The sequence below is a fragment of the Aequorivita sp. CRS11 genome (genome assembly GCF_059693805.1).
The window spans coordinates 71,626-89,261 of the sequence record NZ_JCATIG010000008.1; the positions used below are offsets into that span (position 1 = coordinate 71,626).

A 17,636-nucleotide genomic window follows, 5' to 3' on the forward strand; every position below is an offset into this window, starting at 1 on the left:
AATTTTAGGAAAATCAGTTATTGCTAATATTTGTGGAGTTTGCATAACCAGTACCAATGATGCGGTCATATCTAGCCCCCAAATCACGGAAATATACAATTACGGTATAGTCGTTTTCCGTTTGCCAAAAATCGCCGCTCACGGCGCCTTCGTCAATGCTTCCATCTCTATTTACTACTACATACTTATAGTTGTAGAACCCTTGCTTAAATAAACGTTCATTCCTGTATGTATCGCTTTTTGGATCATATTTCATATAGGTGCTCCCGTCTATAGTCCAATTATTGAAATTCCCATAAATATGTAGTTCCTTGTCTTCCAGATCGTCATAATACTGAAGGTTAAAGTGCATTCGCACATATTCTGCTTCTAAGTCTTGGTTTCTGGCGTCTACATTGCGCACCACAAAATTTCCGTTAATATCTGGATTGTAGGTGTATGGCCTATTATATCGGGGTATATTTGTGTAAAGATAATTCTCATAAACATCAGTAAGGTCTATGGAGCGCACACCATTAGTGGCAGACCGTTCATCTTTATTGTCAAAAGCAAGAAATTCATTGCCGCCGCCGAAAGAAGCTTCCTTGTCGTATCTATAAATAAGTTCGTTACCCATGGTGTATTGCGGCACCAGATCTGTAATGGCAGTTTTAAGATTGCTGTTTTGCAGCACCAATGTTTTTACGGTTTGCTTTGGGTTTACCAATAATAAATTGGGTGAATTTATAGTAAAATGAACTACTTGCTTTTCTTCAATAACCCTTAGGTCCCGTGCGCGTTTTATTTCCACACCCACAGAAGCTATGTTTTCAATCACCAAAAATTTTCTCGTAAATATCAATTCTCCATCGCTGTTGAAAATGCTTAACAGATAATTCCCGCTTTTTTCAATCGCCCGGGTATCACGATTGGGGATGGTGAGTTCGTAATGAGAAAAAATTTGAAGTGTATTTACCGAGTTTTGATAGGTGTCTATGCGTACATCATCAAAACCATCTATATATTCACTTTTTGAAAGATCGCTGGGGCTCCAGTCAAAATCATGGTGGGTGATGGTGTAGTAATAATCTTCTTCTTCACCGTTAAGCGCATCAAAAGAAAGTTGCAACTGGCCGCCCAGTCTGATAACGGGCAGTTGGCTGAGGTCCGTGGCGCCACGAAACTGTATGGTGCTGATGTATGGGGGTTCCACTTTTTCAACAATTTGTGAGAATGCTGGAAAGGCTGAAAGTATGATAAAAAGGGTAGTGGCAAAGATTTTTGACATAACTGGAATTTAAAAGGCTAATATAAACAAATTTTGTGCCTCTTCCATTGGTGTTTTTGGGAATGCAAGAACAGTCTTAAAATTTGGTTGTTTTTAATAGCTTTAAAAGTCCTTAACCGTTTTGGTCAAAAGTGTTCATTGATAAAAAGGGTAGTCCAACTTTAATTTTCTCGGTCAAGTGTCATTTCAAAAAATTGGGTCCAATCTTCTTCTCTTTTGTATTCCCCTCTTTCATACCATTGCCCATTTTCGTTCAGCCAAATAATATACCTTACATTATCATTTGGATACCAATGAAGTTTGTTGTCAATTAATTCTGCCTTGAATTCTGCATTTTGCCCACTTGGCAGGTAAGATCTAAAAAGGTAGTTATTGTCTGTTTTGTTATATGTTAAGATTGCCAGGGCATTGTGAACAATTTTTCCGTTCACCTTTCCCATTCCTTCAATTAATATAGCAGTAGAATCTAATTTAAAGTGTATTTTTTCAGTTTGTTCAAAATTAGATTTACCCCCTTTGCCCATCATCCATCCAGAACCTTTCCAATTGCCAACCATAAATTTTAGTTCAGATATTTTTGATTTTGACAGTGAATCAGTTTCTGAAGATTGCCCGAAAGATTGGAAGGTAATAAATGCCGTTAAGGTGATAATAAAGATTGTTCTCATGATTTTATTTAATTTAATTAGCCAGAATGGTGTTTTAATATATTTTCTTTTCTGTGAAGCCCTTTAGCGGGATTATTATTCCTTGTGAAATTTATTAATTACTAAAGTTAATGATTTTCAGTTAATTATCGGCTTTGGCAATTTTGAATGGAATTTAACCCCAGACCCGTGAGTAGCATAGAATAAAAATGCAAAAACCAGATAGCTATTAGGGTGATGGAGAATTAACTATTTTTCAACCCAAATCTTTGTTGGAGGCAGTAGTTTTTCACAGAAAACCCTCCGAAAAAATATAATTGCCGGCATTGTGAGTTTCTTTGAGTGTCGTTTTAAGTATGGCAATTTTTAAAAACAACCTTTATCATATTTATTCTTTCCCTAATTTAAAAACATTTTAAAATAACAGCCCACTCCTTTTTAACACAGAAAATTATATGCATTTATTGTGCAATGGTATATTTAATTTATAAATTTGCACGCCCTTATTCCCCGCACATTTGTTTTGAGGGGTAATAGGGTATTAAAAAGGCATTATTAATATCCATATTTATGTCCAAAGACATTAAGATTAAAAAAGGTCTTACCATTAATTTAAAGGGCGAAGCCGAAAAAGTACTTTCCAGCGCCCCGCGATCAAGAACTTTCGCAATAAGACCTTCCGATTTTCATCTCATTACACCAAAAATGGTGGTTAAAGAAGGTGGAAAAGTTCAGGCTGGCGATATCATTTTCTTCTCAAAAAGCAATGAGGCCGTAAAATTTGTTTCTCCCGTTAGCGGAACACTTACCAAAATTGAGCGTGGCGCAAAACGTGTGATTACTGAAATAATCATTGAAGCAGATCCGCAAGATACTTTTAAGGATTTTGGCATTTTAAGCCCAGATGCTGCAAGTGCCCAGGCTATTAAAGCGCGTTTGCTGGAGGCTGGTTGCTGGCCCTTTATTTTGCAGCGTCCGTATGCGGTGATTGCCGATACGGAGCAAGAGCCGAGAGATGTTTTTGTTTCCGCATACAGTACCGCTCCCTTGACAAACGATGTGGATTTTTCTTTAAAAGGAAAAGAAAAAGAATTACAGGCAGCTGTGACCGCGCTAAGCAAACTTACCCCAGGGCAAGTGCATGTAGGTGTGGGCAAAAGCGGTGATTCTCCATTCAAAGGTTTGAAGGATATTGCGCTTCACAACGTTTCAGGGCCGCACCCTGCAGGAAATGTGGGTACACAAATAAACAAGCTGGGTCCCGTTAACAAAGGTGAAATTGTCTGGACCATTGCGCCACAAGATCTTGTGATTATTGGTGAATTGTTACTTACAGGAAAATTCAACGCCGAACGCACCATTGCACTTTCGGGTTCTGAAGTGAAAACTCCAAAATATTATAAAACAAGAATCGGTTCAGAGGCAGCGACCTTTTTATACGACTCTGGTCTAAAAGACGAAAACGTTCGCGTTATCAGCGGCGATGTGCTTACTGGGAAAAAGATTTCCCCGAAAGGGCATTTGGGCTATTACAGCAATACGGTAACCGTAATCCCAGAAGGGGATGATTACGAACTGTTTGGCTGGAACAAGCCGGTTTTCAATAAAATTTCAACTTCAAGAGCATTAACCTTTTCTTGGCTAACGCCAAACAAAAAATACGATCTCGACACCAATACCAATGGAGAGCACCGTGCTTTCGTGGTAACGGGTAATTATGAAGAAGTTTTTCCACTGGATATTTATCCAATGCAGATATTGAAAGCCTGCATGGTTCAAGATTTAGATGAAATGGAGGCGCTGGGAATGTATGAAGTGGCTCCGGAAGATTTTTCACTTACCGAGTTTGTTTGCGTGAGCAAGCAGCCGCATCAACAAATTATCAGGAACGGTCTTGATTTAATGTATAAAGAAATAGGATAACCGCTATGGGATTGAAACAGAATTTACATAAGCTAAAGGAAAAGTACAAGGGAACCAAAATGGCGCCCGCGTTCAACGCACTGCATACCTTTTTGTACACTCCAAATGAAACTACGCATTCCGGATCACACGTTCGCGCGGCAGACGATTTAAAGCGTACGATGAATACCGTAATTATGGCGCTTATTCCTTGTTTGATTTTTGGAATATTCAATGCGGGTTATCAGCATTATGCGGCTATAGACAATACTTTAAGACTGGATCCATTAGGAAATTTCTTCACTTGGGATAACTTTATTTTAGGAGCCTGGACGGTTTTGCCTTTGGTTATAGTATCATACGGAGTAGGTCTTTTGGTCGAATTTATATTCGCCGTAATAAAAGGCCACGAAGTTGAAGAAGGCTATTTGGTAACGGGAATGCTCGTGCCACTTATTGTTCCGATCGATATTCCTCTTTGGATGCTTGCTGTTGCAGTTATCTTCGGTGTTGTAATTGGGAAAGAAGTTTTTGGAGGAACAGGGATGAACATCTTGAATCCTGCACTAACTATCCGAGCATTTTTGTTCTTCGCATATCCTACTTGGATGAGTGGGGATAAAGTATGGGTACACGGGGCAAAGGAAATGGCCGGCCAGCCAGATGCCATCTCAGGAGAAACAATTTTAGGAAGCTTGGCTCAAAACCACGAGCCGGTCTATAGTATGTGGGATAGCTTTTGGGGTTTTATTCCCGGGTCAGTCGGTGAAACGTCTACTTTCCTTATTCTAATAGGTGCATTGTTTTTAATTTTCACCAAAATAGGAAGTTGGAGAATCATGCTCTCTGCCGTGCTGGGTGCATTGGCTATGGGCCTTATCTTTAATGGTGTTGTAGATGCGGGATGGATTAAAGATGGCAGCAGTTTTTACGGATTGATGAGCGAAACTTTCTGGCATCACTTAGTAATAGGAGGTCTTGCTTTTGGTATAGTGTATATGGCTACAGATCCTGTAACCGCTTCACAGACCAATAAAGGTAAATGGATCTATGGTTTCCTTATTGGTTTTATCTCAGTATTGATTCGTGTTTTCAACCCAGCTTACCCAGAAGGAGTAATGCTCGCTATATTATTGATGAACGTATTTGCACCAACTATAGATCACTATGTGGTACAAGGAAATATAAAGAAAAGAATGAAACGTTTAAAAGCTAAAACTGCGTAATCATGGCAAAGAAAACAGATAAAAACTCATACACCATTATCTTTTCAGTGATAATGGTTATTGTGGTGGGATCGCTTTTGGCCGGGGTTGCACAAGGACTTAAAAGTAAGATAACACTGAATGAACGTTTTGAGAAAATGCAAAACATTCTTTACGCTATGGGTATTAACGGGAATGAAAGTGATGGTGACATTACCTTTATTTCTACCGATAAAGTTGAAGAAGTATTTGCTGCAAATATTAAAAAGCAATTGGTTATTCAAGGCGATGACGTAACCGAAGATCCAGAAGCCTACTTGATTGATATAAAAAAAGAAGAAACCTTAGCTAAAGACCCTAATTATCAACGCAGACTTCCACTTTTTGTTGGCGAGAAAGACGGGGAAACACTTTATGTAATACCGATGCGAGGAAAAGGACTATGGGATGCTATTTGGGGTTTTGTAGCTGTTGATAAATCTTTGGTTGTAAAAGGAGTATTTTTTGATCACGCGGGTGAAACTCCTGGACTGGGGGCCGAGATTAAGCAGAGATACTTTATGGATGACTTCACAGGAGAGAGCATAATGGACGCTGATGTTTTTAAAGGAATTACTGTAGCAAAAGGTAATAACGACCCAGTTAACGAAAATAAAACTGACAATAAGGTTGATGCCATTGCCGGAGCAACTATCACAGGTGATGGTGTAACGGCTATGATAAAAAAGGACGTAAGAATGTACTTGCCTTATCTAAACTCATTAAATCAATAAATTATGGGATTGCTATCAAAAAAAGACAGTAAGTTAATTCTAGACCCACTAGCAGATAATAACCCAATTACCATTCAGGTTTTGGGAATTTGTTCAGCTTTGGCAATTACTGCACAACTTAAGGCTTCTATTGTAATGGCCATCTCGGTTGTATTTGTTTTGGGAGTGGGTAACGTAGTGATTTCACTAATGCGAAACATTATTCCTTCAAAAATCCGAATTATCGTTCAGTTGGTAGTAGTTGCTGCTTTAGTGATAATCGTGGATCAGGTATTAAAAGCTTTTGCTTACGAACTAAGTAAAGAATTATCGGTCTTTATTGGACTGATTATTACAAACTGTATCATTATGGGACGTTTCGAAGCTTTTGCTTTGGGCAACGGTCCTTGGCGCTCTTTTTTAGACGGAATAGGAAACGCCGCTGGTTATGGAGTTATACTTATAATCGTAGGTTTCTTTAGAGAGTTATTGGGTTCTGGAACACTTTTAGGGTTCAAAGTGCTCGGTGACCCTATCTCCAAAACAGGATTATATGCCCTAGGCTATGAAAATAATGGGTTTATGCTCCTGTCACCAATGGCTTTGATAGTTATTGGTATTATTATATGGGTGCAACGCTCTAGAAATAAAGAGTTAATAGAAGAATAAATAGAGTTGACGGTAGATAGAGCGGTGATTGATCTTACTGCAACTGCATACTGCAACTGCAAACTGAATACTGAAAAATGGAACATATAGAGTTATTTTTTAAATCGATATTTATAGACAATATGGTATTTGCAACCTTCCTCGGAATGTGCTCATATCTTGCTGTGTCTAAAAAAGTATCAACAGCTGTAGGACTTGGAGCTGCGGTTATATTTGTGCTTGCGGTTACAGTGCCCATTAACTGGTTGCTGGATCAATATCTATTGCAAGACGGAGCTTTGGCATGGTTGGGCGAAGAATACGCTTCGTACGATTTAGGATTCCTTTCCTTCATTCTTTTTATTGCAACTATTGCCACAATGGTTCAATTGGTAGAGATTGTGGTTGAAAAATTTTCACCCTCATTGTATAACTCTTTGGGTATTTTTCTTCCACTTATAGCCGTTAACTGTGCCATTTTAGGGGGATCATTGTTTATGCAGTCTAGAGAGATTCCTACCTTGGGATTAGCGCTAAACTACGGTATTAGTTCGGGCATTGGCTGGTTCTTGGCCATTCTGGCAATTGCCGCCATCCGTGAAAAAATACGATATTCCAATGTTCCTGCGCCTTTAAGAGGTTTGGGAATCACATTTATCATTACGGGCCTAATGGCTATCGGTTTTATGAGTTTTGGAGGAATGCTGACGGGAGGAGACGAAGAAACTCCTTCACTGGATTCAAACCCTGAAAACATGGGTATCAAAACCGAACAAATTCAAGAAGAAAATACAGAAACCGCACAAACGGTTGAAGTTTCAACCATAACGAAGCAATAATATGTTTTTAGCAGTAAGTACCCTTGGAGTAATTTTAGTAACGGTTATCGCTTTTTTGATCTTAACCTTACTATTGGTTGCATTATTACTTTTTACAAAACAGAAACTTTCGCCATCTGGCCCTGTAAAAATTACTATTAATGACGAAAAAGTAATTGAAGTAGAAAGTGGCGGAACACTTTTATCTACATTAGGAGGTGAGAAAATATTCCTTCCATCTGCCTGTGGTGGTGGTGGAACCTGTATTCAATGTGAATGCCACGTGCTTTCGGGCGGCGGTGAAGCTTTGCCTACGGAAACCCCTCACTTTACACGTAAAGAATTAAAAGAAGGTGCGCGTCTTTCCTGCCAAGTGAAAGTGAAGCAGGATATGAACATCCACATTCCTGAAGAAGTTTTTGGGATTAAGAAATGGGATGCTACCGTTGTGCGTAACTATAACGTTGCTTCTTTCATTAAAGAATTTGTGGTTGAAATCCCAGAAGATATGAACTACAAAGCAGGAGGTTATATTCAAATTGAAATTCCGCCTTGCGAAATAAAATATTCAGATATTGACATTACTGCCCATCCCGAAGAGCATGAAACTCCAGACAAGTTTCAGGCAGAATGGGATAAATTTGGACTATGGCCATTGGTGATGAAGAATACCGAAACTGTAGAGAGAGCTTATTCTATGGCATCTTATCCAGCTGAAGGACGCGAGATTATGCTTAACGTTCGTATTGCCACTCCACCGTGGGATCGCGCAAAAAACCAATGGATGCAAGTAAACCCTGGGATAGCTTCTTCTTATATTTTTAATTGCAAAAAAGGAGACAAGGTTGTGATTTCTGGACCTTATGGCGAGTTCTTCATAAATCCTTCAGATGCAGAAATGTTATACGTAGGTGGTGGTGCAGGAATGGCACCTATGCGTTCGCATCTATATCATCTTTTCAAAACCCTTAAAACTGGAAGAAAAGTAACCTATTGGTATGGAGGACGTTCCAAAAGAGAGCTTTTCTATTTAGACCACTTTAAACAATTGGAAAACGAATTCCCGAACTTCAAATTCTACCTTGCACTTTCAGAGCCAATGGAAGAAGATAATTGGAAAGTGAAGAAAGACATTCACGACGAGACTGGTGATGGATTCGTGGGCTTTATTCACCAAGTGGTTATAGATAATTATCTAAGCCACCACGAATCCCCAGAAGATATAGAACTATATTTCTGTGGTCCACCATTGATGAACCAAGCTGTGCAAAAAATGGGTGAAGACTTTGGAATCCCTGATGAAAACATACGTTTTGACGATTTTGGAGGATAAATAACCACAGTAATTTATAAATAAAACCGCTTTACTATTTTGTGAAGCGGTTTTTTTATTTATTATATTTCTTAAAAAGTTGTTAAATCCTTATAAAGTCCTATTTTTGATTAATATAAATTTTTTTATTCGCCCTCAATCAATTTATAATTTACACCTGCCATGCTTAAACACTACACTAACTTATTTTTCCGTTGTTTTCTTCTTTTTTCTTTCTTCGGGATATTTTCGGCTATTGGCCAAACAAGTAAACCGGAATCAAACAAATACGCAAAACAAATAGCCCAAATTGTTGAGGGCTATGACCAGGCCGAATTGTCTGATTTATATTCAAGAGTTTCTGCCACTGCCGCTTTAAACAAGGCGCAGGCTAGAAGCTTTGCAATATTGCACAACATTCCTTTAAGATATGAGAATGCAGAAGGAGTTCTTTTTGAACTTCAGTTTATAGCTGAAGATGGATCTCCAATATACTTCCAAACATTTAATGCTGCTGCTGCTATTTCTACCCGTGCCAATTATTTAAATAGTGGTGGCGGTTTAGGATTAAATTTAAATGGAGATGACTTGACCGCTCATGTTTGGGACGGTGGTTTGGCACGAAGCGCACATCAAGAATACGATGGTGCTGGTGGAAACAATCGTTTCTCTATTGGCGACGGCACAACGACCCTCCATTATCATTCAGCACACGTAGCAGGAACCATAATGGCTTCAGGTGTACAGGCTAGTGCAAAAGGTATGGCTTGGCAAGCAAATGCTGTTGGTTATGATTGGAATAACGATGCTGCCGAGGCTACAACCGCGGCGGGTAATGGAATGCTTATTTCTAACCATTCATATGGGTATCAAGCTTCTTTAATTCCTGATTCATGGTTCGGACAATATGGCCAGGATGCCAGGGATTGGGATGCTATTATGCGAAGTGCTCCCTATTATTTGATGGTGGTAGCCGCAGGAAATGATGGACAGGATAATTCTTCAAACGGAGCGCCACTTGATGGTCAAGCCGCCTATGATAAACTTTCGGGCCACGCCACGGCAAAAAACAATATGGTGGTAGCAAACGGTCAGGACGCCACAATTAATCCAGATGGTAGTTTAAATTCTGTTACTCGAAATGCTGGTAGTAGCGAGGGTCCTACGGACGATTATCGTATAAAGCCAGATATTATGGGCAATGGTACTTCTTTATACTCAACTTTGGAAACTTCAAATTCAGCGTATGGAAACCTTACTGGGACCTCTATGGCCTCCCCAAATGTTGCGGGAACACTTTTGCTTTTACAGGAACACTATGTAAATCTGCACAGTAGCTTTATGAGAGCAGCCACCTTAAAAGGTCTGGCTTTGCACACAGCAGATGACGTTGCTCCCACAGGTCCAGATGCCCAAACGGGTTGGGGTTTGATGAATGCGAAAAAAGCTGCTGAAACCCTTACAACAGCTGCTGCAAGTTCTGGCTCTGCCATTGTAGAAGAATTGACACTCGCCCAAGGCCAAACTTATCAAATTACGGTTCAGGCAAATGGCGTTGACCCTTTAATGGCTTCAATATCTTGGACCGATCTTGCCGGAAGTATTAATAATGGTACTAACAGTAATACACCCGCATTGGTAAATGATTTAGATATTCGACTTTCTAATGGAACCACTTATACTCCTTGGAGACTAACTGCAGTTAATTCCAACACAAAAGGAGATAATACAGTTGATCCCTATGAGCGCGTTGATATCAATGGCGCTTCTGGAACATATACTCTTACAGTTACTCACAAAGGAACACTTTCAGGAGGATCACAAAACTTTTCACTAATAGTAACTGGTGTTGTAGTAGCAACCAGCCCATTGATAGGGTTTGCTGTGCCAACAGGATCAGAAATAGAAAACACTGATTGTAACTATACCGATCTTAATGTGGTAATGAACATTGCACAGGCACCATCACAAAACGCAGATGTTACCTTTTCTATTAATGGAGGTACGGCCACTTCTGGACTCGATTTTGATTTAATGACTCCTACACTTACCTTCCCATCTGGAAGTACTGCCAGTCAAAATATGGTGCTTCGCGTATACCATGACGGTTTTGTTGAAGGCGATGAAACTGTTTCAGTCAACTTTACAGTAAACCCAAATGGTGGCGATGCTGGAGTAGATACAAATGCTAATACTTTTGTTTTGACAATAAATGATGATGACTTGGCACCAATTTCTACACAAAGTGTGGTTTTGTTGAATGAAAATTTTGAAGTCAATTCCTGGTCTACACTTGATGGCGACGGAGATGGTAGAAATTGGACAGGCTTGACGGGACTCACCTATACAGGTATAACGGGCAATTTTCCCGGTTCTGAAACAAATTTGGCTCCTTTAGGGGGTTCAGGAAAAGCAAATGCCAATAATTACCTTATAAGCCCACAAATAACATTGCCCCCAGGTACTACAAATACGGAATTTATTTTTGGAGTAGGGGGATATCTTACATTGGAACATTATGCAGTTTATTGGGCAACTAATGTTTCAACTGCTGCTAATATTAATTCTGGAATTAAGCTAGAAGAAAGAAATTCGTTAGCTGGTACAGGTGAATTTAGAACGATAAACAATGCATCAATATCGGGTCAAGGTTATTTTGTAATAAGACACTTTAATTCATCAGCCAATAATGGGATATTATTGTTTGACAATGTCACTATTAATGCTACTAATAATACGGAAGTCCAAACCGCAGTAAACACAGGCACCACGAATGACTTGATAGGTTTAGCTGGCGCTGGAACCATTTACACTTCAGATAGCGCTACAGGAAATGTAATGTTGGATATCACCAATAATAACTCGTTTGACTATGGCTGTACGGATACCTCCGTATCACGTGCAGGAACGGGAGCCCAGCCATATAATAGCAGTACCTACCCAAACCTTGTAATGGACAAAAACTTCAGAATAGGTGTTGGCAATTCTACCAATTCGGGTAGCACTACAGTTAAATTTTACTTTACCCCTGCGGAAATCATCGGTTGGGAAAATGCCACGGGACTTCCAAGAGCCCAGCTGGTAGCTTACAGAACGGACGGCAATGAAACTTCTCCATTGACAATCGGTGCCTTTGGTGCAAATATTACACTTACAGGAAATTTTACAGGTCTTTCAGGAGATTATCTTTTTGGCCCTGCAGCTGCATTTGTGGATTGCCCAAGTACCACAACGTATACATCTTCAGGATGGAGCAATGGTGTACCTACAGAAAATAAGATGGTCATTATTGATGAAAATTACAGTACCACTACAGCAGATATTGAAGCTTGTACCTTAGTGGTCAATGCCGGGAAAACCCTTACAGTTCTCGATGGAACTTACGTAAAGGTTGAAGGCGATATCACAGTAAACGGAACACTTTTCGTCGCTAACGAAGGTAGTCTGGTACAAGTTGACGATGCAGCTACGGTCACCAATAACGGCAGCATCACGGTACGTAAGGTTACCCCCTTTCTTGAGCCCAAATACTTTATGGTACTTGGCAGCCCGATGACAGCAGAGACCCGATCAGGGGTGTATGGAAGCTCGGTCTTGGTCAGAAACCATATTACTTCAAACTTTGTTCCAAACCAAGATGTTGAGGATCACGATCCACTTGCCGAAAATTTTGCCGATGACGATGGTGACGATTGGCAGAACTATTCTGGAAATATCAATGCGGGCGAGGGCTATCTGGTACTGCCCCAGCCTGACCTTGCGAGCAGCGGCTCCTATATACTTGATTACACTTTGGGTACTCTTAACAATGGCCAGGTTGATTATAATGTGGCTTATAACGGAACCCAAAATGCAAGTATGAATGTTATGGGCAACCCCTATGCTTCAGCTATTTGGGCAAATGATTTCCTCAGCGAAAACAGTATGATAAATGCGGTTTATTTCTGGGAGCACCTTACTACGGCAAGTTCTAGTTATCCAGGCTACAAGGTAAACAACTACGATATGGGCGACATCTCCATGTACAACAGTTCCGGTGGTGTGAAAGCTGCAAACGACATGGACCCATCAGAACCTACCAAGCCTAACGGTTATATATCCTCGGGACAAGGTTTCGGTTTCAAGGCATTGGCTGCGGGAACAGCTTCATTTAAAAACTATATGCGCGTTACTGGCAACAATGATACATACAGAAGACCTTCGGCAACAAAGGATAGAATCTGGCTTCAGGTTTCTAATGAAACTTATAATTTGAGCAGCGGAATGTTGGTCAGTTTCTCCGAGGCATCCATAGATGGTTACGATGCCAAATACGATGCCAAGAGATTGGCCACTCCTGTAAGTCTTTACTCAAAATTGGCAACGGGCGAAGAACTAGCCATACAAGGGCGCAGTACCTTCAACGAAAATCAGGAAGTTCCATTGGGCTTCGTTAGCCAGATAGAGGAGGACCAAGAGTTCAAGATAACCATCAGCGAACAGGATGGGACCGTTTGGGCAGATGTACAGGTCTATCTGGTTGACAGAACCGAAAACATAGTTCATAATCTAACGGATGCCGACTATATTTTTAAATCTAAAGAAGGTGTACAGAACGATCGCTTTACGTTACTGTTTAAGAACGCTGCTTTGGGAGTTTCAGAAAACCAATTGCAAACAATTAGTATTGTCCCAAATCCCACTACTGGCAGCATAGCTATCGTTTCGCCACAGACTGTTGTTGAATCCGTTGAGGTTTTTGACATCCGCGGCAGAAAACTGATGACGGTAGATTACAACACCGCAAATTATCCGCTCGATTTATCGACCCTTCAATCAGCCACTTATTTTGTAAAAATTAATACATTAAAAGGAAGTGTGATAAAACGTGTTTTGAAAAATTAATTTGATAATAGAACCAAACCCTTAACCCGTCTTTCTTTAAAGAGAGACGGGTTTTTTATATTTAACTAATAAAAAGAATGAGAACAAATATTTGTAATTTTGAAGTCACTTATGAGCGAAAAACTTACCAAACAGGAACTTCACAACCTTGCAATGAATATTGTGGGTAAACAACTTGAAGCTGAGGGCTATGAATTTTTGGGTATCAATTCAAAATTAAAACGAGACCCACAGTTTGTAGCGTTAAAGGATAAAGTACTTCATTTCATAATAGTACGCGCCATCACATATCCACAGGATGCGCACGCCTATGATCCAATTTTTATGGAAACCATAAAAGCACATGCCGAAAAATTTGAAGCCAAAACCTATTATGCAGGCGTGGGTCTTGGTCACGGAAACGATTATGGACAACCGGTTTTAAAAAATGAGGATTATACCATGGTTTATAAAGGATTACAGCAAATATTATGAGGAAACTATTTTTAATACCCGTATTGTTGCTTTTCGTTTTTTGTGAAAAGAAAGAACCACGGCCCTTTTTTTTACAGGGTGATGCTTTTGGAACTACCTATAACATTCAATTTTATTCCGAAAGGGATATCGATTTTAAAAAAGGGTTGGACTCTGTTATTGATGCCGTAAATCATTCTGTGAGTACCTATATTCCCGATAGCGATATTTCCAAAGTAAATCAAGGCGATTCAACCCTTGTCGTAGATTCAATTTTTAAGGAAGTTTTTGAAATTTCCGAAGAAGTGAACAAAAAAACAAACGGCTATTTTGATCCAACAATCGGTGTTTTAAGGAACGCCTATGGCTTTGGTGATGTGAAACCGCTTAAAGAAATTGACAGTATAACCTTAGATTCCTTGATGGAATATGTAGGTTTCCATAAAGTGAATATCAATCCCGATGGAACCGTTTCAAAAGAATATCCACAAATATATTTTGATTTTAACGCCGTTGCAAAAGGCTATGGAATTGATTGTCTTGGGCGTTATCTCGAATCGAAAGGCGTGAACGATTATTTAATTGAATTAGGTGGTGAAATTTTAACTAAAGGTGAAAATCTTGAAAAAAAGCAAAAATGGGTCGTGGGTATTGAAGCCGTAGATTCTGAACTTGAAGATCGAAGCTATGAAACTACGGTTACATTGAAGAATGAAGGGATGGCGTCTTCTGGAAATTATCGAAAATTCAGAATTGATTCCCTTACGGGGAAAAAATACGTGCATACATTAAATCCACTAACCGGTTCTGCAGAAATGAGCGATGTCACCAGTTCAACAGTAATCGCGCCCACTTGCGCCGTGGCTGATGCTTACGCAACTGCGTTTATGGCATTGGGAATGGAAAAATCAAGACAAGTATTGAAATCTCTTCCAAATGTGGAAGCCTATTTAACGTTTAATGATTCTTTAAATAACCATCAAGTTTTTATGACAGAAGGATTTAAAAGGCGTCTAGGAAACTAGTTTTTTACAGACAGGAATCAGTTCTCCTTTTGGCAATCTGTATTTTTCAACTTCTTCTGAAGAAAGGGTTTTTGTATAATCCACAGCTTCAACTTTAAAGCCAATACTTTCAAGTTTGCTGAAATAATCCATCCCATATACGCGAACGTGGTCGTATTGCCCAAATATTTTTGCCCGCTCTTTTGGGTCGGTAATGCTGTTGTCCTCAAAAGTGTTTTCCAAATCTGCTTTATAGGGAACTTGAAGAATCGCCGTGCCGCCTGGTGCCAAAACCCGATAGATTTCCTGCATCGCCTTAGTGTCGTCTGGAATGTGCTCCAACACGTGGTTGCAGATTATAAAATCGAATTCGTTATCGGAAAAAGGCAAATTGCAAATATCCGCTTTCACATCTGCAATGGGTGAATTTAGGTCGGTTGTGGTATAATTTAGGTTTTTCATTTTCCGGAATTTCTTATAAAAAGCCTGTTCGGGTGCGAAGTGAAGCACTTTCAGATTTTTAGTGAAGAATCCAGTTTCATTTTGAAGATACAACCAAAACAATCTGTGCCTTTCCAAGGAAAGCGTTCCGGGCGAAAGTACATTTTCACGAACGGTTTCATAACCGTACGGAAGAAACTTTCGGTATGATTTGCCGTCAATAGGGTCGGTGTATTTATTTCCTTTCAGAAGAAAAGCGAGTATGGGCCTGCCGACAATACTCAATCGTATAAGCAGCGGACGGGGAATGGTATTTAGAATTTTTTTAAACAATTTTTAGAAACCATATTAACTTATTTCTTTGCGTGCTCCGCGTCTCTGCGGTAAAATAAACCGCGAAGGCGCAGAGGGCGCAAAGTAAAAATAGTATTACTTTTAATTTTTGAATTCCATTTCCTCATCGCTTACAATGCCCAAGGCTTCATACACATAAGCAAATGTAGAAAGCAGTTCGGGTTTTCCGTTTACCAAAGCAATATTGTGCTCAAAATGGGCGCTGGGTTGCCCGTCTTGGGTAACGATGGTCCAGCCATCCTTTAACTGTTTCACTTTATGGGTTCCCATATTTATCATCGGTTCCAGTGCGATGGTCATTCCCTCAATAAATTTCTTTCCACGACCGCGACGCCCGTAATTTGGCATTTCGGGGTCTTCGTGCATTTTTCTTCCCAAGCCGTGGCCAACAAGTTCGCGAACCACGCCATAGCCGTGTGCTTCGCAATAATTTTGAATAGCGAAACCTACATCGCCTACGCGATTGCCGGCTTTAAATTCACGGATACCAACGTAAAGGGATTCTTTGGTAATTTTCAACAGTTTTTTTATTTCGGGAGCCACTTCACCTACTTCGAAAGTATAGGCGTGGTCGCCGTAAAACCCGTTTTTGATGGCGCCGCAATCAATAGCCACAATATCGCCTTCCTTTAAAGGGATGTCTGTGGGCAGGCCATGGACCACAGCCTCATTTACACTGGTAAGTAGTGTTGAGGGACAATCATACAATCCCAAAAAGCCGGGAATGGCATCCTGGCTTCGGATGTAATCTTCGGCCATTTTATTAAGCTGATTGGTAGTAACGCCCGGCTTCACTTCTTTTGCGAGCATTCCCAAGGTTCGGGAAACCACCAAGGCGCTTTCTCGCATCAATTCTATTTCTTCTCTTGTTTTTGGAATTATCATAGGGTTATTTTAAAAAGGAAAACAATCCCTTTTTTTGGGTTTTGGGTTTTGCGGGTGCGGGCGCGCCAACCAATTGTTGGTATATTTCACCCCAACTTTTAAGGCCGCCGATGTTACGGTCGTCAATAAAAACGTCCGCGTGTATTTTTCGACTGTACGAAGCGTCAAATTCTTCTTCAGGGAAACTTTGGTTTACGGCATAAAAAACAATGCCGTTTTCTTCACAGAATTTTACAGCTTCTTCCAAGGTACGGCCCTTTCGGTAGGTCCATAAAATAATCCGATGCCCTTCATTTTGCAGTTTTTTCAAAGTATCAAAAGCAAAAATAATGGGTCGGCCAATGCGTGGATATTCATCTTCCACAATGGTTCCGTCAAAATCTACGGCTATGGTGAGGGTTTCTCTAATCATCGTCATTTTTCGAGCCGCAAATTTACAAAGAATTATACCGTTGCTAAAGTTTTATTCGGCGTATGCGTGTTTGTATTCCTTGCCACTCAAAATGGCGAGCATGTCTTTTTCAAGGCTTTCAATAGGGTATTCCACGATTCGGCCCAATTCCTTTTCGTTTTTATAGAAAATTATCGTCGGAACGTTGGTGATGTTTTTGCCGTCCTCAAAACCCTGTGGTGTGGTTTTTTCATCAGAAACGGTAATCAAGGTGAGTTTTGATTCATCAAAATTGGCTTCGTCCAAAATTTTATAAAAATGTGGTGTTTCGCGCTGGCTGTCCTCGCACCAAGTGCCCATAAAAACAGTGATGGTCGCATCTTTTAAAAGCGGTTTCAATTTTTCCAAAGTGTCAGAATCTACTTTGTAATCTCCATAGCCTGTGTTGAACCAATTTTTAAAAGCGTCCATTTGGAACCCTTTGCGGTTGGCTTTTCCCAAAAGCATCACGGAATCTTCGTAGGGAACGGTGTCGTTTAATTTTTCTTTGTTGTTTTCTGAAATCATTTCTTTGGAAGTGTTTTCATCTATTTTGTTTTTTTCTTTTGAAGAGTTGCAGGCGGATAGGCCTATTATTGCGATAATTAAAATTATTTTTTTCATGATTTTTGTT

General features: G+C 39.9%; 15 protein-coding genes. 9 read left to right on the forward strand and 6 right to left on the reverse strand.

Features of this window, described 5'->3' with window-relative positions; all coding sequences use genetic code 11:
- Positions 1–13: 13 nt before the first annotated feature.
- On the reverse strand, positions 14–1,267 hold the full coding sequence (locus AC58DT_RS13655; RefSeq protein WP_497217371.1) for a type IX secretion system plug protein: 1,254 nt from the start codon (positions 1,265–1,267) through the stop codon (positions 14–16).
- A 161-nt stretch (positions 1,268–1,428) separates the two neighbouring features.
- The gene (locus AC58DT_RS13660) at positions 1,429–1,935 is read right to left on the reverse strand and encodes a hypothetical protein (RefSeq protein ID WP_497217372.1); all 507 of its coding nucleotides are present in this window, start codon (positions 1,933–1,935) and stop codon (positions 1,429–1,431) included.
- 549 nt (positions 1,936–2,484) lie between these two features.
- Between AC58DT_RS13660 and AC58DT_RS13665 the strand changes: the two genes are divergently transcribed.
- The 9 genes from AC58DT_RS13665 to AC58DT_RS13705 all read left to right on the forward strand — a co-directional run bounded on the left by AC58DT_RS13665 (position 2,485) and on the right by AC58DT_RS13705 (position 14,913).
- Positions 2,485–3,837 (forward strand): Na(+)-translocating NADH-quinone reductase subunit A, encoded by a 1,353-nt coding sequence (locus AC58DT_RS13665; protein WP_497217373.1) that lies wholly within the window; start codon positions 2,485–2,487, stop codon positions 3,835–3,837.
- A 5-nt stretch (positions 3,838–3,842) separates the two neighbouring features.
- Entirely contained in the window at positions 3,843–5,042 is a 1,200-nt protein-coding gene (locus AC58DT_RS13670; RefSeq protein ID WP_497217374.1) for an NADH:ubiquinone reductase (Na(+)-transporting) subunit B, read from the forward strand.
- 2 nt (positions 5,043–5,044) lie between these two features.
- The gene (locus tag AC58DT_RS13675; protein ID WP_497217375.1) at positions 5,045–5,794 is read left to right on the forward strand and encodes a Na(+)-translocating NADH-quinone reductase subunit C; all 750 of its coding nucleotides are present in this window, start codon (positions 5,045–5,047) and stop codon (positions 5,792–5,794) included.
- A 3-nt stretch (positions 5,795–5,797) separates the two neighbouring features.
- Positions 5,798–6,442 carry an NADH:ubiquinone reductase (Na(+)-transporting) subunit D gene (locus tag AC58DT_RS13680; RefSeq protein ID WP_062622351.1) on the forward strand — a complete coding sequence of 215 codons (645 nt, stop codon included), beginning with the start codon at positions 5,798–5,800 and terminating at the stop codon, positions 6,440–6,442.
- A gap of 77 nt (positions 6,443–6,519) precedes the next feature.
- On the forward strand, positions 6,520–7,260 hold the full coding sequence (gene nqrE / locus AC58DT_RS13685) for an NADH:ubiquinone reductase (Na(+)-transporting) subunit E (protein ID WP_497217376.1): 741 nt from the start codon (positions 6,520–6,522) through the stop codon (positions 7,258–7,260).
- Between the two features lies 1 nt (position 7,261).
- The gene (nqrF, locus tag AC58DT_RS13690) at positions 7,262–8,572 is read left to right on the forward strand and encodes an NADH:ubiquinone reductase (Na(+)-transporting) subunit F (RefSeq protein ID WP_497217377.1); all 1,311 of its coding nucleotides are present in this window, start codon (positions 7,262–7,264) and stop codon (positions 8,570–8,572) included.
- A 162-nt stretch (positions 8,573–8,734) separates the two neighbouring features.
- Complete coding sequence (locus AC58DT_RS13695; RefSeq protein ID WP_497217378.1) at positions 8,735–13,435, forward strand: DUF8693 domain-containing protein; 4,701 nt, start codon at positions 8,735–8,737, stop codon at positions 13,433–13,435.
- A 111-nt stretch (positions 13,436–13,546) separates the two neighbouring features.
- Positions 13,547–13,909 carry a DUF8840 domain-containing protein gene (locus tag AC58DT_RS13700; protein ID WP_497217379.1) on the forward strand — a complete coding sequence of 121 codons (363 nt, stop codon included), beginning with the start codon at positions 13,547–13,549 and terminating at the stop codon, positions 13,907–13,909.
- On the forward strand, positions 13,906–14,913 hold the full coding sequence (locus tag AC58DT_RS13705; protein ID WP_497217380.1) for an FAD:protein FMN transferase: 1,008 nt from the start codon (positions 13,906–13,908) through the stop codon (positions 14,911–14,913). Before AC58DT_RS13700 ends, AC58DT_RS13705 begins: the two co-directional genes overlap by 4 nt.
- Here AC58DT_RS13705 and AC58DT_RS13710 read toward each other — a convergent pair.
- The 4 genes from AC58DT_RS13710 to AC58DT_RS13725 all read right to left on the reverse strand — a co-directional run.
- Positions 14,902–15,666 (reverse strand): class I SAM-dependent methyltransferase, encoded by a 765-nt coding sequence (locus AC58DT_RS13710; protein ID WP_497217381.1) that lies wholly within the window; start codon positions 15,664–15,666, stop codon positions 14,902–14,904. The genes AC58DT_RS13705 and AC58DT_RS13710 overlap by 12 nt on opposite strands.
- A gap of 102 nt (positions 15,667–15,768) precedes the next feature.
- Complete coding sequence (map, locus tag AC58DT_RS13715; protein WP_497217382.1) at positions 15,769–16,572, reverse strand: type I methionyl aminopeptidase; 804 nt, start codon at positions 16,570–16,572, stop codon at positions 15,769–15,771.
- Between the two features lie 4 nt (positions 16,573–16,576).
- Positions 16,577–16,984 (reverse strand): BT0820 family HAD-type phosphatase, encoded by a 408-nt coding sequence (locus AC58DT_RS13720; protein ID WP_497217386.1) that lies wholly within the window; start codon positions 16,982–16,984, stop codon positions 16,577–16,579.
- A gap of 51 nt (positions 16,985–17,035) precedes the next feature.
- A partial coding sequence (locus tag AC58DT_RS13725; protein ID WP_497217383.1) for a thioredoxin family protein occupies positions 17,036–17,636 on the reverse strand: 601 nt, incomplete at its 5' end.